The organism is Saccharopolyspora spinosa NRRL 18395 (assembly GCF_000194155.1).
Classification (GTDB): Bacteria; Actinomycetota; Actinomycetes; order Mycobacteriales; family Pseudonocardiaceae; genus Saccharopolyspora; species Saccharopolyspora spinosa.
This window is the reverse complement of record NZ_GL877878.1, coordinates 75,411-96,394: the sequence shown is the minus strand read 5'-3', so window position 1 is coordinate 96,394 and position 20,984 is coordinate 75,411. Positions and strand designations below refer to the sequence as shown.

Annotated in this window: 24 protein-coding genes; 9 read left to right on the top strand and 15 right to left on the bottom strand. The window is 69.5% G+C overall.

Annotated features, from left to right (window positions below; translation table 11 throughout):
- Positions 1-42: 42 nt before the first annotated feature.
- Together SSPN_RS56340 and SSPN_RS0100455 are read left to right on the top strand one after the other, a co-directional pair.
- Positions 43-195: a hypothetical protein gene (locus tag SSPN_RS56340; RefSeq protein WP_158309518.1), complete on the top strand. Its 153-nt coding sequence runs from the start codon at positions 43-45 to the stop codon at positions 193-195.
- A complete protein-coding gene (locus SSPN_RS0100455; RefSeq protein ID WP_010304971.1) occupies positions 188-436 on the top strand; it encodes a hypothetical protein in 249 nt (82 codons plus the stop codon). The genes SSPN_RS56340 and SSPN_RS0100455 overlap by 8 nt, the downstream gene beginning before the upstream one ends.
- 52 nt (positions 437-488) lie before the next feature.
- Here the strand turns inward: SSPN_RS0100455 and SSPN_RS0100450 are convergent, their stop codons facing one another.
- From SSPN_RS0100450 to SSPN_RS0100430, 5 genes are all read right to left on the bottom strand, one after another.
- Positions 489-1,637, bottom strand: coding sequence for a methyltransferase domain-containing protein (locus tag SSPN_RS0100450; protein WP_029534811.1), 1,149 nt, complete (start codon positions 1,635-1,637; stop codon positions 489-491).
- Positions 1,528-2,604, bottom strand: a complete 1,077-nt coding sequence (tgmB, locus tag SSPN_RS50160; RefSeq protein ID WP_010304968.1) for an ATP-grasp ribosomal peptide maturase — start codon at positions 2,602-2,604, stop codon at positions 1,528-1,530. The genes SSPN_RS0100450 and tgmB overlap by 110 nt, the downstream gene beginning before the upstream one ends.
- 3 nt (positions 2,605-2,607) lie before the next feature.
- Positions 2,608-2,913, bottom strand: coding sequence for a putative ATP-grasp-modified RiPP (gene tgmA, locus SSPN_RS56335; RefSeq protein WP_010304966.1), 306 nt, complete (start codon positions 2,911-2,913; stop codon positions 2,608-2,610).
- Between the two features lie 264 nt (positions 2,914-3,177).
- Positions 3,178-3,528: a hypothetical protein gene (locus tag SSPN_RS0100435; protein ID WP_010304963.1), complete on the bottom strand. Its 351-nt coding sequence runs from the start codon at positions 3,526-3,528 to the stop codon at positions 3,178-3,180.
- Positions 3,528-3,740, bottom strand: a complete 213-nt coding sequence (locus SSPN_RS0100430; protein ID WP_044572420.1) for a hypothetical protein — start codon at positions 3,738-3,740, stop codon at positions 3,528-3,530. Before SSPN_RS0100430 ends, SSPN_RS0100435 begins: the two co-directional genes overlap by 1 nt.
- A 373-nt stretch (positions 3,741-4,113) precedes the next feature.
- Here SSPN_RS0100430 and SSPN_RS0100425 point away from each other — a divergent pair, with 373 nt between their 5' ends.
- Positions 4,114-4,971, top strand: coding sequence for a helix-turn-helix domain-containing protein (locus SSPN_RS0100425; protein WP_010304959.1), 858 nt, complete (start codon positions 4,114-4,116; stop codon positions 4,969-4,971).
- The gene (locus tag SSPN_RS0100420; protein ID WP_029534809.1) at positions 4,968-5,168 is read left to right on the top strand and encodes a DUF397 domain-containing protein; all 201 of its coding nucleotides are present in this window, start codon (positions 4,968-4,970) and stop codon (positions 5,166-5,168) included. Before SSPN_RS0100425 ends, SSPN_RS0100420 begins: the two co-directional genes overlap by 4 nt.
- Before the next feature lie 63 nt (positions 5,169-5,231).
- Here the strand turns inward: SSPN_RS0100420 and SSPN_RS41850 are convergent, their stop codons facing one another.
- Together SSPN_RS41850 and SSPN_RS59015 are read right to left on the bottom strand one after the other, a co-directional pair.
- Positions 5,232-5,777: an MFS transporter gene (locus SSPN_RS41850; protein ID WP_010304955.1), complete on the bottom strand. Its 546-nt coding sequence runs from the start codon at positions 5,775-5,777 to the stop codon at positions 5,232-5,234.
- Complete coding sequence (locus SSPN_RS59015; RefSeq protein WP_010304954.1) at positions 5,774-6,001, bottom strand: hypothetical protein; 228 nt, start codon at positions 5,999-6,001, stop codon at positions 5,774-5,776. The genes SSPN_RS41850 and SSPN_RS59015 overlap by 4 nt, the downstream gene beginning before the upstream one ends.
- A 195-nt stretch (positions 6,002-6,196) precedes the next feature.
- On the opposite strand from SSPN_RS59015, the gene SSPN_RS0100410 reads away from it, so the two are divergent.
- From SSPN_RS0100410 to SSPN_RS0100400, 3 genes are all read left to right on the top strand, one after another.
- Positions 6,197-6,694, top strand: a complete 498-nt coding sequence (locus SSPN_RS0100410) for an SSI family serine proteinase inhibitor (protein ID WP_143539754.1) — start codon at positions 6,197-6,199, stop codon at positions 6,692-6,694.
- Positions 6,695-6,793: 99 nt separating this feature from the next.
- Positions 6,794-7,186, top strand: a complete 393-nt coding sequence (locus SSPN_RS0100405) for a YidH family protein (protein WP_010304950.1) — start codon at positions 6,794-6,796, stop codon at positions 7,184-7,186.
- A 1-nt stretch (position 7,187) separates the two neighbouring features.
- Positions 7,188-7,517 (top strand): DUF202 domain-containing protein, encoded by a 330-nt coding sequence (locus SSPN_RS0100400; RefSeq protein ID WP_010304948.1) that lies wholly within the window; start codon positions 7,188-7,190, stop codon positions 7,515-7,517.
- Between the two features lies 1 nt (position 7,518).
- Here SSPN_RS0100400 and SSPN_RS0100395 read toward each other — a convergent pair whose 3' ends face one another.
- From SSPN_RS0100395 to SSPN_RS0100375, 5 genes are all read right to left on the bottom strand, one after another.
- Positions 7,519-7,938 carry an organic hydroperoxide resistance protein gene (locus tag SSPN_RS0100395; RefSeq protein WP_010304945.1) on the bottom strand — a complete coding sequence of 140 codons (420 nt, stop codon included), beginning with the start codon at positions 7,936-7,938 and terminating at the stop codon, positions 7,519-7,521.
- A gap of 11 nt (positions 7,939-7,949) precedes the next feature.
- Positions 7,950-8,393 (bottom strand): MarR family winged helix-turn-helix transcriptional regulator, encoded by a 444-nt coding sequence (locus tag SSPN_RS0100390; protein ID WP_010304943.1) that lies wholly within the window; start codon positions 8,391-8,393, stop codon positions 7,950-7,952.
- Between the two features lie 366 nt (positions 8,394-8,759).
- On the bottom strand, positions 8,760-9,863 hold the full coding sequence (locus tag SSPN_RS0100385) for a 3-dehydroquinate synthase II (protein WP_010304940.1): 1,104 nt from the start codon (positions 9,861-9,863) through the stop codon (positions 8,760-8,762).
- A gap of 68 nt (positions 9,864-9,931) precedes the next feature.
- Positions 9,932-10,747 (bottom strand): 2-amino-3,7-dideoxy-D-threo-hept-6-ulosonate synthase, encoded by an 816-nt coding sequence (locus SSPN_RS0100380; protein ID WP_010304936.1) that lies wholly within the window; start codon positions 10,745-10,747, stop codon positions 9,932-9,934.
- Positions 10,748-10,760: 13 nt separating this feature from the next.
- Positions 10,761-11,996 carry an aspartate kinase gene (locus SSPN_RS0100375; protein ID WP_029534806.1) on the bottom strand — a complete coding sequence of 412 codons (1,236 nt, stop codon included), beginning with the start codon at positions 11,994-11,996 and terminating at the stop codon, positions 10,761-10,763.
- Between the two features lie 253 nt (positions 11,997-12,249).
- On the opposite strand from SSPN_RS0100375, the gene SSPN_RS0100370 reads away from it, so the two are divergent.
- Together SSPN_RS0100370 and SSPN_RS0100365 are read left to right on the top strand one after the other, a co-directional pair.
- Entirely contained in the window at positions 12,250-14,160 is a 1,911-nt protein-coding gene (locus tag SSPN_RS0100370; RefSeq protein WP_010304933.1) for an FAD/NAD(P)-binding protein, read from the top strand.
- A gap of 92 nt (positions 14,161-14,252) precedes the next feature.
- A complete protein-coding gene (locus tag SSPN_RS0100365; RefSeq protein ID WP_010304931.1) occupies positions 14,253-15,662 on the top strand; it encodes a class-II fumarase/aspartase family protein in 1,410 nt (469 codons plus the stop codon).
- Between the two features lie 191 nt (positions 15,663-15,853).
- Here SSPN_RS0100365 and SSPN_RS0100360 read toward each other — a convergent pair whose 3' ends face one another.
- The 3 genes from SSPN_RS0100360 to SSPN_RS0100350 all read right to left on the bottom strand — a co-directional run bounded on the left by SSPN_RS0100360 (position 15,854) and on the right by SSPN_RS0100350 (position 20,715).
- Entirely contained in the window at positions 15,854-17,473 is a 1,620-nt protein-coding gene (locus SSPN_RS0100360) for an FAD-binding oxidoreductase (protein ID WP_010304929.1), read from the bottom strand.
- 277 nt (positions 17,474-17,750) lie between these two features.
- A complete protein-coding gene (locus SSPN_RS0100355; protein WP_010304927.1) occupies positions 17,751-18,806 on the bottom strand; it encodes a methyltransferase in 1,056 nt (351 codons plus the stop codon).
- Positions 18,807-19,023: 217 nt separating this feature from the next.
- Entirely contained in the window at positions 19,024-20,715 is a 1,692-nt protein-coding gene (locus SSPN_RS0100350; protein WP_010304924.1) for a class I adenylate-forming enzyme family protein, read from the bottom strand.
- Positions 20,716-20,984 lie beyond the last annotated feature (269 nt).

The following is a 20,984-nucleotide window of genomic DNA, read 5'->3' as shown; positions in this document are numbered from 1 at the left end:
GCCGGCCGACCGCACGGGAAAGTCCTTTACGGCTACCGCCGGGTGTACGACCCAGAGACGCGCGCATTGGGCGGAAACGACTTCGACGCCGACAAGCTCGTGTCTCGCGTCGCCGAGACGGTGCGCCGCACCATCGCTGACGCCACGATCAACGTCGATGTGAACGTGCAGCGGGGGGATGGCGCCAATGTCTGACCGGCTCCGCGCCTGGCTGCGCACCACCATCCCTGCGGCATGGTCCGCGCTCGTCGCGTGGCTGATCGCGGCCGGCGTCCCGGACTGGCTCACCGGCCCGCTCGGCGCGGCCGGTGACGTCCTGGTCGTACTCGGCGCCCTCTACGCGCTGTTGCGCTGGACCGAGCCGCACATGCCGCCGTGGCTGACCCGGATACTGCTCGGCTCCAACACACCACCCACCTACCCGCCGACCGAGTAGCAACGCGCCCTGCACCCTTCACCGGGTGCGGGGCGCGTTCGTCGTTTCCGGGTCAGGTGTGTATCCGCCAGCAGTGCGCACCGTCGGGGTCATCGATCCAGACCCATTGGCTGTTGCGTGTCACGGTGAGCCCGAACCGTTCCCATCCGGGCTGATCACGCTGTACCCACGTGGCATGTGCGTTTTCGACGGTCTTCCACAGTGGACGGGGTCCGCCTTCGCGGACTCGGTACGCTCCGCCGTCGGGTTCCAGGTCGATTTCCGCCCAGGACTGGTCGGCCGTCGCGATCCACGCGGCGGTCGGGGCCTGCGCCGGATCGCTTCCGGTGTAGCCGCAGGACACGCCGGCCCCGATGTCGAGCGCCGCGAGAAACCAGACGACAAGGTTCTGCAGAGTTTCCGGTGCGACGGTGGTGGCGCGCTCCGCCGCATCGGAGCGGTCGCGTGGCCGGGAGACGCTGGTGTATGCCTCGCCCTGTTTCCGCAGCCCCATGAACGCCGCGTAGGTCCGGTCGAATCGTCCTTCGGCGCCCGAATCCGTTCGCCGCAGCAACGCGAGGCTTCCCGCGTTGACCGCAGGTTTCACGTCCGTGAGGATCAGGCCGCCGGGTCGGGTCTGCTCGACCCATGCCCAGGGCACGGCGGGAACCGAACAGGTCGCGATGATCCGGTCGAACGGGGCATGCTCCGGCAAACCACCCGCGCCATCGACCGTGACCAACGTCGGTTGGTAGCCGATTGCGGCCAGGCGAGAGCGGGCCGCGTCCACCAGGTCACCGTCGACATCGACGCTGAACACCTGGTCGTCGCCGAGGCGGTGAGACAACAGCGCAGCGTTGTATCCGGTGCCGGTCCCGATTTCCAGCACCCGCTGTCCGTCGTGCACATCGAGCGCTTCAAGCATTCGCGTCATCAGCCCAGGCTGTGACGACGAGGACCGCACCACCTGCCCCGCATCGCTCTCGGACAGTGCAGTGATCAGGACCGCGTTCGAATACACCCGGCTCAACGACGCCTCGCGACCGGCCGGCGTGCTGGTCTCTGCCAGCTGCCAACCGCCCCCTTCGTGGACGTAGTACGCCGGAACGAATTCATGCCGGGGTGTGCTCTCGACCGCCGCCCGCGATTCGGGGCTCGTGAGCTTGCCCTGCTGCACCAGCTCGTCCGCAAGGCCGCGTGCTCTCGGCTTCCAGTCGATCACGTGTCGATCCTTCCTTTCCCGCCTGGAGAAGGTCGGCAAGCGCCTCAGTGATCGGCGCGCCGGTCCGAGCTTCCAACCATCCATACCGGCCAGCCCCGTTGGATTCGAGGAACACCCAGTTCCCGGCGTGGTCCACGCTGAAGTCGAACGCGGCATAGGCCAGACCGAAGGCGTCCATGTACGCCCGCACGCCCGTGTCCACCTCGGGTGGCGTGGGTACCCACTCGTACCGCAGCGCGTCGAAGTCGGCGCGCCAGTCCACATACGCGGCCGGGGAATCCGCGTGAATGGCGATGGTGAACACCTGCCCCCCGACTACGACCACCCGCGCCTCGTAGTCCTTGTCGACCCAATGCTGGATCTGGTGGGCGGTCACGCCGATCCCACCGAGATCACGCAACGCCGCCTCGTCGAGCCTGCGGGTAAAGGCGATCTTGAGCTTGTCGTCTTCGGTCAGCGTGTTCGCCGCGAACGACTTCTGCACCACCCCGGTCGTGGCGTTCTCGGCGAAGCGGCGTACCGCGGTCGGCGCGTTCGTCACCAACGTGTCCGGCACTGTCAGGTTGCATGCGGCGGCCGTGACCAGTTGGAGCGGCTTGTACATCGCATCGGCCGCCCGGTTCGGGTGGTTGACCCACAACACCGGCAGCGTGGATAGCACGCCGCCGAAGCCGAACTTCGCTTCCCGCGCCGCGTGGGTTCGCCATTGCGGCGCCATTCCAGGCGAAAACTGGAATGGAGTCGGCGAGCAGTACCAGATCGAGCGGATGTCCTCCAGCGCCACGCTGCGGTGCTCTGTGGCCAGATGCCCTACCCAACGGGAAGCGCGGAGTTCCGCGTCAAGCACGAGCCGGTCCGGGAACCAGCTCGTGTTGGCGCGGAACACCGTCACCCCTCGCTGTGTGAGGGTTTGCACCACGGCGTCCACCGGGGCGTCTGCCTCGTCAGCGAAGATGACAACCGTCATTGCTTACAGTTCTTCCCAGTCGTAGTGCTCTTCCGGACCTTCGTCGCCGTCGCTGCTGGCCTTGGTCTTCCAGTCCTTGTCCATGCGCTCGACCAACGGCACACCCGAACCGTCCGTGTCCACCGCCACCTGCTGGGTGTGGCAGTAATCGAACTCCGGGCGCACCGGCAACGGGCGATCCTGAGTCACCCGCAGACCGAACGGCCGCAGTGCCTCGTCAACAACCTCCAACAGATCACCATCAGCGTCCGGCGCACCCGCGAAACGGCCACTTGCCGAGGCGAGCGGATCAGCAATGAACGTCGTCACGATCCCGTCCTTTCTCCGTACTGTCGTTCTTCCATGCGCCCCCATCTCTGGGAACCGCTGGTCGGGTGCCCCGGCGCGGTCGGGTCCGGTTGCGGCGCACTGCCTCTCGTCGGCCCAGCTACGGCCGCCGTGTCGGGTCGGTCGGCCGTTCCGCGCCGGGGAGTTGGGGTGGATGGTCAGACGACGTCGGGGGTCGGTAACGGCGCAGGTACGTGGTTGCGGTGGGAACATCGGCCGTGGGGCGACTGCGACGTCCCCACCGAGTCAGAGGGAGAGGTTGTGTAGCGCGGCCAGGAGACGGCGCACCATTCCTGGATGACCGGCCATCGCCTCGCGGTCATCGATCGGTAGCCCGGTCTCGACCAGTGGCAGGTGGCGGGTTTCCTCGAGGGCGAGCGCATCGGCGAGATCTCCGCGCATCTGCACGGTGCGCGACTCGCGGAGCCGATGCCGACCATGTCCGCGCGCCTCGGCCTCCACCCGCGCGACCAGATAGGCAACCGTCAACGCACCCTCGCCACTACCGGCGTGCCGTGCCGGGGCGTAGTAGAACGTCGCCCACACCGCGAGCCCGCCGACCCCGAGCAGGCCGCTTGCAATCAACGCGGCGATCATCAGCCTTTCCTCTCGCCGTCGATCACGCGCGGCGGAACATAGGTCGCGCTCTGGTCTCGCAGCAGCTCGGCGATTTCGTGCATCAGCGCCGCGGTTTCGGTGTACTGCTCGTCGGTCACGGTTTGCTCGCGCACGTCGTCGGCGAGGTCTTCCAGCACGGCCGAGGCGCGCACCAACAACTCGTGCAGCTGCGGTTGGACCTGCGCGTTCATCACGCACTCACCGCCGGCGGCATGGGGCATTGGGCGAGCACGTGCGCCGCCGCGTTGCAATCCGGGCACGTGTCCCAAAGCCACGCCAGTTCGCTTGTGTCGACGCGGATCGGCCGGCCGCACAACGTCGTGACCTTGTCGTCACGCCATCCGCCAGACGGGTACTCGTCGCCCGTTGCGTGCCGCAGGCTTCCGCCTGGTGTCCAGCTGAACGGGTGGGGTCGATAGGTGGCCATAACTCCCCCTAGTAAGTTGAGTCACAGCTGATGCATTGGTGACGCGGTGACATCAGAGTGTCACCTGTGTCACCAGACGTGCAATGCTCCAATCGGGGACAGATCGCACCCGATTGAGATCGCCTATGCTTTGGTGCATGGCTGTCACCAACGGCACCACCCCCAAAGCACGCGCACTCGGCATGCGTCTGCGCGAAGCTCGCCAAGCCGCCGGTCTCACCGTGCGTGCCCTGGCCGCTCAGCTGGAGATGTCACACAGTGCGATTTCGCGATGGGAAGGCGGGAGCCGCAGCCCCGATACCGAGGACGTCGCCTCGTTCCTGACCGCCGTCGGCGTCACCGGCCAAGAGCGCGCCGAGCTGCTGGAGCTGGCGCGAGGCACCAACGACCCACATTGGTTGTCAGTGCAGAGTGGTGACAGGGATCGGCAGATGGCTGCGCTGCTGGGGTTCGAGCGCAGCGCCCAGCGCATCAGCGATGTGGCACCGCTGCTCATTCCTGGCTTGCTTCAGACCGCGGATTACGCCCGCGCCATCATGGTGGCCGCCGATGTACCAACCTCGGAAATCGAAACTCGCGTAGCTGTCAGGGTGGGGCGCCGCGAGGTACTGACTCGGCGGCGTAATCCGGCGCACCTGGTGGCGCTTGTCGGCGAGTCAGCAATTCGGCAGAAGATCGGCAGCCGTGACGTGGTGCTCGATCAAATGCACCACCTGCTGACCTGGGCCGAGATGTCCAACGTAGACCTGCGCGTCATTCCGGAGACGGCGGGTTGGACGCCAGCGCTCGAAGGTCCGTTTGTCCTGATCGACTTCGAAGAGGAACGGCCGATTGTGCACGTCGAGAACCGGCGTGCTGGGCTGTTCTTCCACGAACCCGACGACATCGATGCGTACCGAAACGCCATCGATAAGGTGAAAAGTGTGGCGATGAGCCCGGCCGACACAACCAAGCTCATCGCCGATGTCATCACTGAACTGGAGACGACAACATGACGATACCGCGCATGCCCGACGGGTGGCGTAAGTCCAGCTACAGCAGTTCGCAGACGAACTGTGTCGAGGTCGGCCGCGCCGGTGACGGCGCCGCAGTCCGCGACACCAAAGATCGCGCCGCTGGATACTTCACGACCAACGGCAAGCAGTGGGCCAACTTCATCAACGCGGTGAAGGCAGACAAGTTCAGCGCCTGAACCACGAGCACAGAGAACAGCCCCCGGTATGCCTGCTGCCGGGGGCTGTTCCAATGACAGGGTCTAAGAAAACCTGCCCAACCCCAGGTTCACCCCGGCCGACAGCAGGATCTGCCGCCACGAGTGGGAGAACGCCTCGGTGACGGGCAGCCGGGCGCGCTCGCCGCGTTGCCGGATCTTCGCGAACTCGGGGCTTTCGGACAGCCGCAGCCGCACGTACAGGCCCACTCCCACCAGCACCAGGCTCACCAGGAACGGAACCCGCCAGCCCCAGGTGAGGAAGGCGTCCCCGGAGATCGCGGTGGCGCCGGCGAAAGCGCCGGTGGCCAGGAACATGCCGCTCGGCGAACCCAGGAAGGTCCATCCCCCGTACCAGCCGTGCCGGTGCGGCGGCGCGTGTTCGACGGCCATCAGCACCGCGCCGCCCTGTTCGCCGCCGAGGAAGAAGCCCTGCACCAGCCGCAGCACCACGAGCATCACCGGCGCCCAGATCCCGACCTGCTGGTAGGTCGGCAGCAGTCCGATCGCCGCGGTGCACACGCCGGTCACGCTCAGCGTGATGACCAGCATCAGCTTGCGCCCGACCACGTCGCCGAAATGGCCGATCACGCCCGCTCCCAGCGGTCGCGCCAGGAAGCCGACGCCGAACGTGGCGAACGCGAGCAGGGTACCGACCCACGGGTCACCGGCGGGAAGAACAGTTTGTTGAACACCACGGCCGCGGCGGTGCCGTAGATCAGAAAGTCGTACAGTTCGATGGTGTTGCCCACCGCGCTGGCGAACGCCGCCTTGCGCACCGTGGCGCTGTCCGGTCCCGCAGGTACCGTCGCCATCGGGCCTCCTGTCTATTGCGGATGCCGGGGGGCCGCCCGGCATCGCGTGGTCCTGCTCAACAATGACCAGTGATCGCCGAAAGGTCCACCACCTTATCGAGCAACTCACCGCTTGTGGGCGACTGCCTCTCCCTCCTGACCACGCCTTTTCGTGACAGGTCGTGATCAGAGCCTGTTCGGGCGAACCACGTTTCAGTGATCCGCCGTCGCATCTGCCGCGTTTTGCTCGGCCTCGGCGATAAAGAGAAGCGAATCGTCACTCAAACACCCAGGAGGAATGACGAGATGGCTGCAAAACGGCTCATCGCCCGGACCTGCCTCGCCGCCGCGGCTCTGGTCGGCACCGCGTTGGCACCGGCGCTCGCGAGCGCGGAACCCGCGTCGTCGGCGCACGGCAGCATGATGAACCTGTCGATCCGGGGCGAGGCGCGCGAGGACATCAGGACCGCGTTCCTGACCTGCGAGCCCACCGGCGGATCGCATCCGTACGCGAATGACGCGTGTCAGGCGCTGACGGACGTCAACGGTGACTTCACGAAGCTCGCCACCAAGCAATCCGCGTGCCCGCTCAACTACAAACCGGTGACGCTCTCGGCGAAGGGCAGATGGCAGGGCAAGCCGGTCACCTTCGAGAAGACGTTCCCGAACGACTGCGTGGCCGGCGCCGCTACCGGGAAGGTGTTCTCCTTCTGATGCCGCGGTCGGGCCCCGCTGCGTGCGGGGCCCGACACCGGCCATGACCGACGGGGCGAGGGCTCTCGTCCCTCGGTTCGGGAGGGTTACCGTGAGCCCATGTCGACCGACCCTGAAAACCGCGATTCACGCTGGCCACGGCGGCTGTACCGGGACGGCTCGGACCCAGACCCGAGGTTCACCCTCGCCAACGAACGCACCTTCCTCGCCTGGATCCGCACCGCACTTGCCCTGATGGCCGGGGGTGTGGGCATCGAGGCCCTGAACGCGGCCACCGGCCAGGCGAGTCCACTGCGGACGGCGCTGGCGTTCCTGCTGCTGCTGGGCGGGGTGCTTTGCAGCGCAACGGCTTTCGCCCGTTGGATGGCCACCGAGCGAGCTTTGCGGCGCGGTCGGCCGCTGCCCGCGCCGCGGTTGGCGCCGGTCATCGGTTACGGGCTCGGGGCGATCGGAATCGCCGCTTGCCTCCTGCTGTTCGTGTCCGGGTTCTGACGTGGAGCGCCCCGGCGGTCCCTGGGATCCGGGGCTGCAGATCGAACGGACCACGCTCGCGTGGTTGCGCACCGCGCTCACCTTCGTCGTCGGCATGCTGGTGCTGCTGCGGCTCATCGCGCACGAGAGCAACCTCGCGGCGGCGGTCTGCGGCGCGCTCACCCTGCCGCTCGGGGTCGCCATCAGCTGGCTCGCCTGGCGGCGGCACCTCCGGATCGAACGCGGGCTGCACGCCGAGACCCCGCTACCCGGCGGCGCGCTACCGGCGGCGGTGGCCGCTTTGGCGGTGCTCGCCGGGTGCTCCGGCCTGATCTACGTGCTGTTCGCCTGAGTCAGGCGACCCGCAGCTCGATCTCGACGTTGCCGCGGATCGCGTTCGAATACGGGCAGACCTCGTCCGCCGCGTTGACGAGTTCCTGCGCCTGCTCGCGCGGCACGCCCGGCAGGGCGACGACCAGGCCGACGCTGAGGCCGAAGCCGCCGTCACCGTTGCGGCCGATGCCGACCTGGGCGGTGACCGACGAATCGGTGATGCCGACCCGGGCGCGGCGCGCCACCAGCTGGAGCGCGCTGTGGAAGCACGCCGCGTACCCGGCGGCGAAGAGCTGCTCGGGGTTGGTCGCCGCACCGCCGGGGCCGCCCAGTTCCTTCGGCACCACGAGGTCGAGGTCCAGGACACCGTCCGAGGACCGAGTCCGCCCGTCCCGACCCGCACCCGTCGCCGTCGCCTCTGCCGTGTAGAGCACAGTCATCGTCGAGCCTCCTACTTGCTTTCCGCCTGTTGCTGGGCCGCCGAATCCAGTGCGGCCGTCAGGCGTTCCAATGTGGACTTCAGCTGGATGAGTTCGTCGACCCGCATCCCGGTCGCGGACACCATCTGGTCCGGGATGCACCGAGCCTGCCCCCGCAGCTCCGAGCCGTCCGCCGTCAACGCGACGGCCACGGACCGCTCGTCCATGACGCTGCGTTGGCGCACGATCAGACCGCGCGCCTCCAGTCGCTTCAGCAACGGCGACAACGTGCCGGAGTCGAGCCGCAGGGCGGCGCCGAGCTCCTTCACCGTCACCGACTCGCGCTCCCAGAGCACCAGCATCACGAGGTACTGCGGATAGGTCAGCCCGAGTTCCGCCAGGAGCGCCCGGTACGTGCCGGTGAACGCTCGCGAAGCGCTGTAAAGCGCGAAGCAGACCTGTCGGTCCAAGGCCAACCGCGACTCATCCACCCGGACAAGGTAACGCGAAACTAAGTTGTGCACAACTAAGACGTGCGCTGCCGATTGCGGGCATGGGAACCTTCCTGTCACCAGAACCCAACCCCAGCCCCGGCCCCGGCCCCAGCCCGCGCAGCAAAGGGGCCCTCGCCGCCGGGTCGGCGGCCAGGGCCCCATCAACCACCTAGGTGGCTGGTGTTTTTCGGGGAGTACCAAGTGAGTGCCTCGAACTTCGAGGCTCAGGGTGGACTGATTCGGTCGACGACCGTCTTTTCGGCCGTCTATGACGATCTCAGCCCTGCACGATTTGTCTGGATCGGTCTTGCGGTGAAAATGAGGCCGTTCGACACCAGCCACCTAGGGTCATTTCTCCAGGCAGAACTCCTTGATCGGGTACCCGACGTGGCGGTCCTCCGCCGGCAGGTAGCCGAGCAGGCGGTCGCCGGGCTTGAGCTCCGTGCTGTTGAGCACCACGCCGCCCGGTCCCAGCACCCGGACGTGCCAGTCGTCCTGCAGGATCAGGTTCACCTGCTGGCCCGAGGCGCTGATCGCGTCGATCGAGATCAGCGGGCGGCTCTCGATCTTGACGCGGCCGACCGTGACCACGCGGGTGCGGCCCTTGGTGTCCACCGCGAGCACCTTGCTGCCCGCCTTCAGCTCGCTCAGGTAGTTGGTGCGGCCCTGGTGGGACACGGTGTAGGAGTGGATCGCCCCGGCGTTGACCCGGAACGGGCGGGTCGGCATGTACGGCAGCGGGTGGGTTTCACTGACGCAGAGGATCATGCCCTTGGAGTGGGAGCCGACCAGGATGCCTTCGTCCTCGCCGAAGTAGGTGCAGGTGTCCACGCACGCCCGCTCGCCCATGCCGACGTGCGCGGTGCGCACCACCTCCAGCTCAATCAGATCCAGGTCGGGCGAGCCGCCCGCGGAGGCCGCGACCAGCGCGGTGGCGTCGCCGACCTTCTCCGGTTGCAGCAGCACGCCGTCCGAGCCGTGTTCCAGGACGCCGAAGACGATCTCGGCCTCCTCCACGTCCTCGACGACCGTGATGATGCTGCCGGTGGCTGAGGCCGCCGCGGCGAGCACGATCTCCAGCGGGATCTTGGTGGGGTCGCGGAACCACAGCACGCTCCACCGCTGGGTGCGCGCCGCCTCGCAGGCGACCTCCAGGGTGGGCGCGTCGACGATCTCCACGAATGGCCCGAACTCGACGCCCGGGTGGCGGGCGGCCAGCACCGCCGGGTCGCCGTGCCGCTGGGGGTCGACGATCACCACGTCGGCCGGTCCCAGGTCCTCGGGCAGCGGGCCGCGCGGCAGGAGCACCTTGCGCACCGTCGGCGGCAGGTCGACCAGTTCGCCGGGCTCGTCGGCCACGACGGCGCTGACCCGCTGGTGCACTGCCTCCTCGACGATGGCGGGCTTGATCTCGGCGTCGACACCGCGGATGTCCAACCACGTCAGTTTCATTGCTCGCTCCTTGTTCAGGTTGCGTGACTCGGTTTCGCGCGGGCGATCGACCGCGCGGCTGGGCCGGGTCAGTAGGCCAGTTCCGGCACCAGGCCGTCGTCGGTGAACTCCAGGGCGGGGTGGACCAGGGCCGCGACCCGGCGGGCCCGTTGCCCCGGGTTCGGGGCCTGGAAGATGTTGCGCCCCAAGGCCACGCCGGCCGCGCCCGCGCGCAGCACGTCGTCGACGTGGGCCAGCACCTGCGCCTCGTCGTCGACGCGCGGGCCACCCGCGGCGACGATCGGCGCGGCGCAGGACTCCACCACCTCGGCCATGTCCTCGACCGTGCCGGGGTAGACGGTCTTGACGACGTCCGCGCCCAGGTCGGCCGCGAGGGTGGCGGCGTGCGAGATGAGCCGCACGTCGCGGGGGTCGGTGATCTGCGGGCCGCGCGGGTAGATCATCGCCATCAGCGGCAGATTCCAGCGGTCGGCTTCCTCGGCGACGGCGGCCATGTCGGCGACCTGCTGGCGCTCTTCCGCCGAGCCCAGGTTGACGTGCACGCTCACCGCGTCGGCGCCCAACCGCAGCGCGGTTTCCACGCTGGCGACGAGGTACTTGGCATCGGGGTCCGGCGCGTGCGCCGTGCTCGCGCTGAGGTGCACTATCAGCGACATGTTCGTGAAGGCCGCCGGGTCGACGTAGCGCAGCGCGCCCTTGTGCAGCACAACGGCGTCGACTCCGCTGGCGGCCAACGTCGGCACTAAGCCGCCCGGGCCGCCGGGCGTTGGTAACGGGCCGTCGGTGACGGAGTGGTCCATCGGCACCACGAGCAGGCGGTCGTCGCCGTTGCGGGACATCCGCCGGAGCCTCAGCTGTGCGCCGAACGATCGTGTGGTGGACACCGGGTCCTCCTGTTCACGAGGTGGGGACGGGATCGGGGCGGGGACGGTCCAGTTCGAATTCGTCGTGCAGTGCGGCCACCACCGTGGCGGTGTGCTCGGCGGGGATCAGCACCGACACGCGCAACTGGTTGGTGTGCAAGGAGTTCGCGGGCACGCCCAGCGCGGCCAGGGCGCTCAGCACCCGCACCGCGTATTCGGGCCGGGTGAGCATCCCCATGCCCAGCAACGAGATCTTGCCCAGTCCGCGCTGCACGGAGACGTCGTGATCGGCATCGGGCACGGCGAGTTCCACGTGCCGCCGCACCTGGTGGACGGCGTTGCCGGTGATGCTGAAGCTCAGCGCCGGTCGGTCATCGGCCCAGGTCACCAGGTCGACCGGGATGGACTGCTCCGCGACGGCGCGCAGCGCCCGGTGCGGCCGGTCGGGGTCGCCGGGGTCCAGCCGGATGGTGAACCGGGCGATGTCGGGGTCGTGCGTGATCGCGGTGACGAATCCTTCCTTCTCCAGCATGCCGTTTGGGCTCCCTCCGGTGATCGTCGTGCCGGGCCGGTCGTCCACGGCGCTCGCCACCAGCAGCGGAACGCCCCGGACGGCGGCGAGTTCCACTGCGCGGGCGTGCAGCACGCGTGCCCCGGCGAAAGCCATCTCCGCCATCAGCGGCGCAGCGATCTCGGGCAGCGGCCGCGCCCGCGGCACCAGCCTGGGATCGGCGGTGTAGACGGCGTCGACGTCGGTGTAGATCTCGCACCGGGCGTCGAGTTCGGCGGCGAACGCCACCGCCGTCGTGTCCGATCCGCCGCGACCGAGGGTGAACAGCTCCCCCGCCTCGTCGATCCCCTGGAATCCGGCGACGACTACGACCGCGCCGCGTTCGAGGTGCGCCCGCACCGCCCGGGTGTCGATGCTCTTGATCAGGGCCGCACCGTGTGGCCCGGTGGTGCGGATGCCGGCCTGCGCGCCGGTGAGCGAGACGGCCCGGGTGCCGCGCCGGTGCAGCGCGGTGGCCACCAGGGCGGCCGAGGCCACCTCACCGGTGGCCAGCAGTTGGTCGGTTTCCCTCGGCGCGGGGTGCGGGTGTAGTTGCCTGGCGTCGGCCAGCAGTCGGTCGGTGGTGTCGCCGCGAGCCGATACCACCGCGACCGTGGGGCGGCCCGTCTGCCGGGAGACGTCGATCCGCTCGGCGACCCGGCGAACGTGTTCGGCGGTGCCCAGCGAGGTGCCGCCGTACTTCTGCACCAATGGTTTCATCGACACCTCATCGCGAGGGGCGCGGCAGAACCGGCGCCGGGACGAAACGTTCTGTCGTGCAACATCTTTCTAATCGACCTCCGCGGCGGACGGCATCGCGGGAACACGTGATTGTCGAGTTGGCCGCCCGGTTTGCCCCGCAATATCCCGGAAAGACGTGCTGTGCGGCGGGGGTCCGCCGGGCTTGAATCGGCCGGTGCGACGTTGTTCTGCCGGGAGATTTGAGGATGCCGTGCGATCGAGGGAAACTCCGATGCGGATCTGCGTGATCGGTGCGGGGCCGCGTGGCCTTGCGGTGCTGGAGCGGATCTGCGCCAACTGCCGCGAACTTCTCGGGCCGGCCGTGCCCGTCGAGGTCGACCTGGTCGACCCGTTCGTCGGGGCGGGCGGCCGGGTGTGGTGGACCGAGCAGAGCCCGCTGCTGCTGATGAACACGGTGGCTTCGCAGGTCACCGCCTTCACCGACGACAGCGTCGACTGCGATGGGCCGATCCGCCCCGGGCCGAGCCTGCACGAGTGGGCGAGCGCCGATCCGGACGCGGAGCCGCTCGGGCCGGACGAGTACCCGACTCGCGCAGTCTTCGGTCGTTACCTCGCTTGGTTCCTCGACCACGTGATCGCGACCGCGCCACCCAACGTCACGGTGCGGTTGCACCGCGACACCGCGGTCACGATTCGCGATGAGGCGCAGCGCCAGCGCGTTCGGCTCGCGGACGGCGCTGAGCTGGTGGCGGACGCCGTGGTGCTCGCGCAGGGGCACATTGATGCCGAATCGACCGGTGCGGAGCAGGAGCTGGCGGGGTTCGCCCGGCGGCACCGGCTGCGCTACGTGCCGCCGAGCAATCCGTCCGAAGTGGACCTTTCGTCGATCCGCCCGGGCGAGCCGATCGGGCTGCGTGGGTTGGGCTTGAACTTCTTCGACTACCTGGCGCTGCTGACCGCCGGCCGGGGCGGCCGGTTCGTGCCGGTTTCCGGGAAGCTGCAGTACCTCCCGTCCGGGCGCGAGCCGGTGCTGTTCGCCGGCTCCCGCCGTGGTGTTCCGTACCACGCGCGCGGGCAGAACCAGAAGGGGGTGTCGGGGCGGCACGAACCGCTGTTCCTGACACCGGAGGTGATCGCCGGGCTCCAGCAGAAGGCCGCCGAAGGCACTCCGCCCTCGTTCCGCGTCGACGTGTGGCCGTTGGTGTCCGAAGAGGTCCGGGCGGTGTACTACACGACCTGGATCGGGCAGCACCGCAGCGCCAGCACTGCCCGCGCGTTCCGCCACGCCTACCTGCGCGCCATCGGGGATGAGGTCGCCGAACGCGCGGTGCTGCGCCGCTTCGCCGTGCCGCCCGAAGAATGGTGGGACTGGGATCGGGTGACGCGCCCCTGCGGCGAGCGGGTCTTCGCCGACCGGGACGAGTTTCACGGCTGGCTGTTGGAGCACCTCGAACACGACCTCACCGAGGCCGATCGGGGCAACGTCGCCGGGCCCCTGAAGGCGGCGCTGGACGTGCTCCGGGACCTGCGCAACGAGATCCGGCTGGTCATCGACCACGGCGGGATCACCGGCCGTTCCTACCGGGAGGAGGTGCAGCGCTGGTACACGGGCGAGAACGCGTTCCTGTCGATCGGCCCGCCGGCCCGCCGGATCGCCGAGCTGATCGCGCTGATCGAGGCGGGCGTGGTGCACGTGCTCGGCCCCGGCATGCAGGTGTCGGCGGCCGACGGTTCGTTCACCGTCTCCGCGCGCGGGGTGGCGGCGCCCCCGGTCCGGGTGAGGACGCTGATCGAGGCACGGCTGCCCGAACCGGACCTGCGGCGCTCGGCCGATCCGCTGCTGCGCTGGCTGCACCGGACCGGGCAGTGCGCGGCGTACCGGATCGCCGATCCGAACGGCGCCTTCCGGACCGGTGGGCTCGCGGTGACGCGCCGCCCGTACCACCTGATCGACGCGGCCGGCCGCCCGCATCCGCGGCGTTTCGCCTTCGGGGTGCCGACCGAGGCAGTGCACTGGGTCACCGCGGCCGGGGCGCGGCCCGGCGTCAACTCGGTGAGCCTTTCCGACGCGGACAGCATCGCGCGGGCGTGCCTCGCGGTGCCCCGCAGCGCACCTGCCCAGAGGCTGTACGCCGACTACCACAACCCGCTCGCCTGGTTGCCGACCAGCGCGGGGCGCTAGAACACCGCAGTTTCAATTGAAACTGCCGATACCCTTGCACGCCGGACGACAGTTTCAATTGAAACTGTCGCCCAGACGGGAGGAACAGCTCGATGATCGGAACTCCGACCGGCTCGGATGCGGGCCTGCTCTCTCCGGTATGGGCGGGTACCCCGGTGCACGCCGCGACCTCCGACGACGCGTGGCTCGGCGCGATGCTGGAGGTAGAGGTCGCGCTGGCCAGGGTGCAGGCTCGGCTCGGGGTGATTCCCGCATCAGCGGTCCCGGTGATCGAGTCGGTGGCACGCCCCGAGCGGTTCGACCTCGGCGAGCTGGCCGTGCAGGCGCGGGAGGCCGCCAACCCGGTGGTGCCGCTCGTGTCGACCCTGACCTCCCTGGTTGCTGCGGAGAACCCGGCTGCCGCCGACCACGTGCACCGGGGCTGCACCAGCCAGGACGTGCTGGACACCGCGACCATGCTGGTCGCCCGCCGGGCCCTCGCCGAACTGGAGTCCTGTTTGGACCGTTGCGCGGTTGCGTTGGCGTCGCTGGCGGAGCAGCACCGGGAGACGCCGACTGCGGGCCGGACTCTGACGCAGCACGCCGTGCCCACCACGTTCGGGCTCAAGGCGGCGGGCTGGCTGGCCGGAGTCGGCGAGGCCCGCCGCCGCGTGCACCGGCTGCGCACCCAAGGGCTACCGGTGTCCATCGGTGGCGCCGGTGGCACGGCAGCCGCGTATGCGGCCTACGCGCGGGAGGCCACCGGGACCGATCTCGTGGCCGAGCTGGTCGAGGCCACGGCGGCCGAACTCGGCCTGGCCGTGCAGGTCCTGCCCTGGCACACGCAGCGCGTGCCGCTGGCGGACCTCGGCTGGGTGCTCAGCATCGTCGCCGGAACCTTGGGAAAGTTCGCCGTGGACGTTCAGGTTTTGTGCCGCACCGAGGTCGGCGAGGCCGTCGAGCCCGGCCCGGCCGGGCGCGGGGCTTCCTCGGCGATGCCGCAGAAACGCAATCCCGTGCTGTCGACCCTGATCGTGGCCGCGGCCCGGCAGGTCGCCCCGGCAGCCGGGGTGCTGGCCCAGTGCATGCTCGCCGAGGACGAACGCCCGGCCGGGGCCTGGCACGCCGAGTGGCAACCGCTGCGGGACGGCCTGCGCGCAGCGGGCGGCGCAGCGCACACGGCGGCGGAACTCGCGGAGGGGCTCACGGTTTTCCCGGACAGAATGCTGGAAAACCTGCACCGGACCGGAGGCGCGATCGTCGCCGAGCGGGTCAACGTCGCGCTCGCCCCCGCCTTGGGCAAGGCTCGCGCGAAGCAGGTCCTGGCCCGCATCGCGGCCGAAGCCGCCGCCGGGCACGGCGCCTTCGACGAATTGCTGGCCGCCGCACCCGAACTCCGCGAGTCCAATGCGGACGATCTCAGCGAGGCAGCAGTGCGAGAACTACTCACCCCGCAGAACTACCTCGGCGCGGCATCGCTGTTCGTGCAGCGGGCCCTCGACGAATACGGGCCGCCCGCTTGAGGGTAGACGGCATAGTCGCCGTTCGGGACACCAAGGACGGGCTGGCGCCGTTCTGGTGTTCTCCCGGCGGCACTGGGGGCGTTCGTCTTGGCGTTGCGGGAGAAACGCGGGTGAACCGCTGACGACGCGATCCCCTGGGAACGGCGGCGCGGCCGCGGGTGGTGGCACCACCCGTGGCCGCGCCGGATCTGTCAGGGCAGGCGGATCGACTGGCTGTGCTTGAAGACGTCGCCCGGGTCGTAGGCCTTCTTCACCTGCTGCAGGCGCGGGTAGTTCCCCTTGAAGTACAGGTCGTGCCACGGCACTCCCGAGGAGTTCCACGCCGGGTCGCTGATGTCGATGTCGCAGTAGTTGATGAAGCAGCCGTCGGTGACGTCGTTGGGCACCGGGACACCGCCGGTGTCCCGGTAGACCGCCTGGTAGAACCGCTGGTGCCAGCCCACGTGGCGGTCGTCGTCGGCCGCCGCCTGCCACGCCGTGCCCCACAGCAGCTTCATCACCGAGTCGCGGTGCGGGTTGGCGGTCGCGTCGGCGGGGAGGGTGTTCACCTTTCCGCCGAAGGACGCGATCGACACCACGAACGGCAGCTGGGCGTAGTCGGTGTTGGTCAGCTGCTCGTACAGCGCGGCGATCTGCCCGTCGGTGAAGCCCTTGCGGTGGTAGCTGGACTTGTACTTGTAGCGGTCGGTCGGGTTGCTCATCCACATCCCGGGCCAGCCGGTCGCGTGCAGCCACGGCAGCTTCCGGTGGTCGGTGACGGTGGGCGTCACCCCGACGCCCTCTCCGACGGCGTTGAGGAAGTCGTTCAGCAGCCGCTTGGCGTTGGGCAGGCCCGCGTCGATCTGCACGACCAGGTGGAACGGGCCGTAGGCGCGGGTGGTCAGCTCCAGCCGGGAGAACAGGCCGGTGTAGGGGCTGTCCGGGCCGCTGTTGCGTTCCAGCCAGGTGCCGTAGTTGCGTAGCAGCCGGGCGAACCGCTTCGGGGTCATCTGGTCCCAGGCCCACTCGCGGCGGTGGATCCAGGCCTCGCGCGGCGGCGTCGGCAACAGCTTCGCCGGGTCGGTGCCGGTGGCGTCCGGGGAGCGGAACCAGAATCGGGTCACGACGCCGAAACCGCCACCGCCGCCGCCGGTGTGCGCCCACCACAGTTCCCGGTTGGGGTCGTTGGCCGCCCGGGTCGCGACGACCGCGCGCGCTTTCCCGCTGGCGTCGACCACCACGACCTCCACCGCGTGCACGTGGTCGCTGATGTAGCCGTGCCGGCGGCTCAGCGGCCCGTAGCCGCTGCCGGTGACGTGCCCACCGACGCCGACGGTGTAGCAGGATCCGCCGGGCAGGCAGATGCCCCAGCGCTTGTAGAGGGTGTCGTAGACGTCGCCGAGCTCCGCGCCGGCCTCGACCATGATCGCGTTCATCCTGGTGTCGTGGGCGATCGCGGTCATCTGGGTCATGTCGATGAGGACCCGCACGTCGGGGTGGTCGACGAAGTCCTCGTAGCAGTGCCCGCCGCTGCGCACGGCGACGCGCTTGCCGCGGCGCACCGCGGCGCCGACAGCGGCCACCACCTGCTCCGTCGTGACGGGCAGGCACACGCTTTCGGGGTTACTCGCGAAACGCTGGTTCTGGCCCCGGGTGAGGCCCGCGAAGCGGACGTCGGTGGGGCCGACGGTGATGGCCGGGCCGGCCGCCGGGCCGACCGGCTGCTGCGGGGCTGGTGGTGCCGCGAGTGCTTCGGTGCGGGAGGCCACGGCGACCGAACCGCCGAGAGCAGCCGTCCAGGTGAGCAGATTGCGGCGCGATAACGCGCTCATGCGAACTCCTCCGAGTGTGACTTGGTCCCCTGCGCCGTCGCGATCCGCGGATGGGCCGGACCAACGTCGACCTCATGGAGTAGACGCTGATGACACAGAGTCGCGGCCGGCGCGCCGATCACGGGCGGCTACGGCCAATCGTGTAGCTACTTGCACCGAAAGACATCACGCGATCACGTGATGGCTAACGCTCGGTGGCAGCACTTTTCGGCCCGAACGCACCCGTGCCCGGCCGGGGAACTGGCCGGGCACGGGTGCTCGCGAGGAGTTCGGTCGATCAGACCGGGACCGCCACCACCACGCTCGTCGGCGAGCTCGTCGCCCGCGTCTCCTCGTGGCGCAGGCCCGCCTTCTCGAACAGCGCCGCCAGCTCGGGCTCGGTGCGGACGTGCCCGGGGAGCAGGCTCAGCATCACGATGTCCTCGAACTTGCCGAAGTGCGGGGTGTCGCCGGGCGGCAGCACCTCGTCGATCACGATCAGCCGGCTGCCCGGCCGCATGGCCGCCCGGATGTTGCGCAGGATGCTGATCGCGTCCTCGTCCTTCCAGTCGTGGATGGTCCAGGACAGCACGTACAGGTCGCCGCCGGTCGGCACCGAATCGAAGAAGTCGCCGCCGACGCACTTCGCGCGATCCGACAGGCCCGCGGCCGCCAGCACCGCCTCGGCCTCCGGCACCACCCGCGGCAGGTCGAAGACCACCGCCGTCATCTCCGGGTAGTGCTCCAGGATGGTGGCGACGAGGTGGCCCTGCCCGCCCGCGACGTCGACGACGTGCCGCACGCCGGTGAGGTCGTAGGCCTGCAGCATCGCGGAGTTCACCAGCCGGGCCATGCTGCCCATCGCGTTGTTGAACAGCGTCGCCAGCTCGGGGTGGTCGGCGAAGTGCGCCCACCAGGTGCGGCCGTGGACGTGCTCGAAGGCCGGGCGGCCGTTGCGCAGGCTGTAGGCCAGCGCGCCAAAGGAGTGCTGCCGCTCCGGCAGTCCGACGTAGCGGGCCAGGTCTCGCATGGAGCCCTCGACGTCGCTGCGCAGGGTCGCCGCGAGCGGGGTCAGGTCGAACACCCGGTGCTCGACCTCGGTGAACACCCCGACGCTGGCCAGCGCGCGCAGCCCCCGGTAGAGGCTGTCGGAGTCCGCCTCGACGCGGGCGGCGATGTCGTCGACGTGCGTCGGCTCCCCACCGATCGCGTCGGCCACGCCGAGCTCGGCCACCGCGATCAGCAGCTGGCTGACCAGCGAGCTGTAGAGCATTTCGTACATGCGGACCGCGGGCGGCGCCTGCGCTCCTTCGGAGAGAACGCCGTAGGGCGCCGCCGAGCCGGGTTCGTTCATGACTCCCTTTCCACTGTCTCGGGCCGGGACGCGAAACCGCCCGGCCTACGAAGAATGTCCTGGTGACTGACGTTGAGCTCGGGTCCGGATTCAGCCTCCCGAACCGGCCCAACCACGTTCTTCCGCAATTTCAATGGAAATCAGACCTTCGATTTCAATGGAAATCAGACCTCCGATTTCAATGGAAATCGCGGCTTGCCCGGTCCTTCGCGGATCGTCAGGCGGTGATTCCGGTCAGGTGGTCGGCGAAGCGTTCGCGGAGTTGGCGTTTGAGCATCTTGCCGGTGGGCCCGGTCGGGAAGTCCGCGTCCTCGCGGGCCACCACCACACCGTGCACTTCGGACAGTCCGGCGGCGGCGAGCACCGCGTTGATCGAACCGGCCAGGTCCGCCACCTCCTCCGCGCCGGAGCGCAGGCGCACCACGGCCAGCGGCGCTTGTGCGTCGGGCGAGCCGGGGTCGCGGACCCCGATCACCGAGCAGTCCGCCACGAACGCGCAGCCCACGAGGATCGCTTCTTCCAGCGGGAGGCTGTAGACCGGGCCGTCCGCGGTGCGGATCACGTCGGGCACCCGGTCGAGGTGGATGAACCGGCCGCGTTCGTCCCGGTAGACCACGTCGCCGGTCAGCCAGTACCCCGCGAAGGACGACTTCACCGTCGCGCCGGTGTTGTTCCAGTAGCCCGGCGTGCGCGTGGGGGTTAGCACGCCCAGCCGGCCGGCGCGTCCCGGCCCGAGCTCCCGGCCGTCGTCGTCGAGGACCACGGCGCGGCGGACCACCTTGATCGGCGTGCCCACGCAGCGGCCGTAGTCGGTGCTGCCCAGCTCGCTGACCTTGCGGAACAGCGCCATGCCCATCTCGGAGGAGCCGAGGCCGTCGATGAACCGGCTGCCCGGCCGCGATCGCAGCAAGCCGGGGCGCCGGCCGTGCGCGATCAGCTCCTTGATGTGCGCTTCGTGCGCGGCATCGCCGGTGTTGATCCACGTGTGCACGTGCTGCGCGCCCGTCGCTTCCAGGCCGATCTCGGCCAGGTCGGCCCAGGTCTGCGGGAACGCGGCGACGATGGTCGGCTGGAACCGGCGCATCGCCGCCCGGACCGCCGGGCCGGTGGTGTCGGCCATCACCAGCGTGGGCAGGCCGAGCAGCGTCGCCGTCATCAGGTAGCTGATACCGGCCGAATGTGATTGGGGCAGCGCGGTGAGCAGCCGGTTCCGGGCGGCTGCCGGGAAGTTCCACAACCGCTGGCGCTTGCCGAGGAAGAACTGGCGGTGCCCGAAGCTGGCCGCCTTCGGCGGGCCGGTGGTGCCGGAGGTGTGGCAGACCATCACCAGGTCGTCGTCATCGTGGGCGTACGGGAAGACGCCCGGGTAGCTGGCGTCGGCCGCGAGCGTGGTGGGCAGTTCGGCCGGGTCGGTGTGAAACGCGCCCCGCTCGGTGTCCAGTCCGGCGGCGCGCAACCGAGCCAGGCGGGGCGCGTCGGCCACCACGCCCAGCACACCGATCCGGCCGAGGTACTCGACCGCGACTTCCGCCGGCATCCGGCCGTTGACCAGCGCCGCGATCGCGCCGAGCGACGTCAATGCCAGGAAGTGCAGGAACGAGTCGACGCCTTCCGGGACGTGCACGCCCACCACGTCGCCCTTGCCGACGCCTTGCGCGTGGTACCAGGAGGCGTAGGCGTTGCGCACTTCGACCAGGCGGGCCAGGCTGTAGGCCACCACGTCGGCTTCGGGGGCGGTTTCCGGGTTGCCCGGCTGCTGGGCGAAGAGGAACGCCCGGTTCGGGGCGGGGTTGTTGGCCACCGCGCGGTCCAGGAAGTTGCCCATGCCCAGTTCCCGGTCCAGCAACAACTTCAGCCGCGCGGGCAGCGGCAGGCGCGCATCGGTACGGATGTTGTCAAGTGCGATCATGCTGGCGCTCCTTCGGGGACCGCCCGGGACGATTTCGACCCGGGCGGACGACAGGAGGGTTACGGCACGCCGGTCCGGCGGCGCGCCGCGACCGACGACACAATCGTCCACAGAGGACCAGGGTGTTGCCTACCGAGCGGTGTCGGCCGCGGGTCTCGGGGTCTTCTCGCGAGGGCGGCCCCGCCGTGGCGAACCGGCCGGGGATCCCGCGGCGAGAAGACCCCTGAGATTCCGCTACCCGCACCGCTGGGCGAACACCTTCGAAGTCC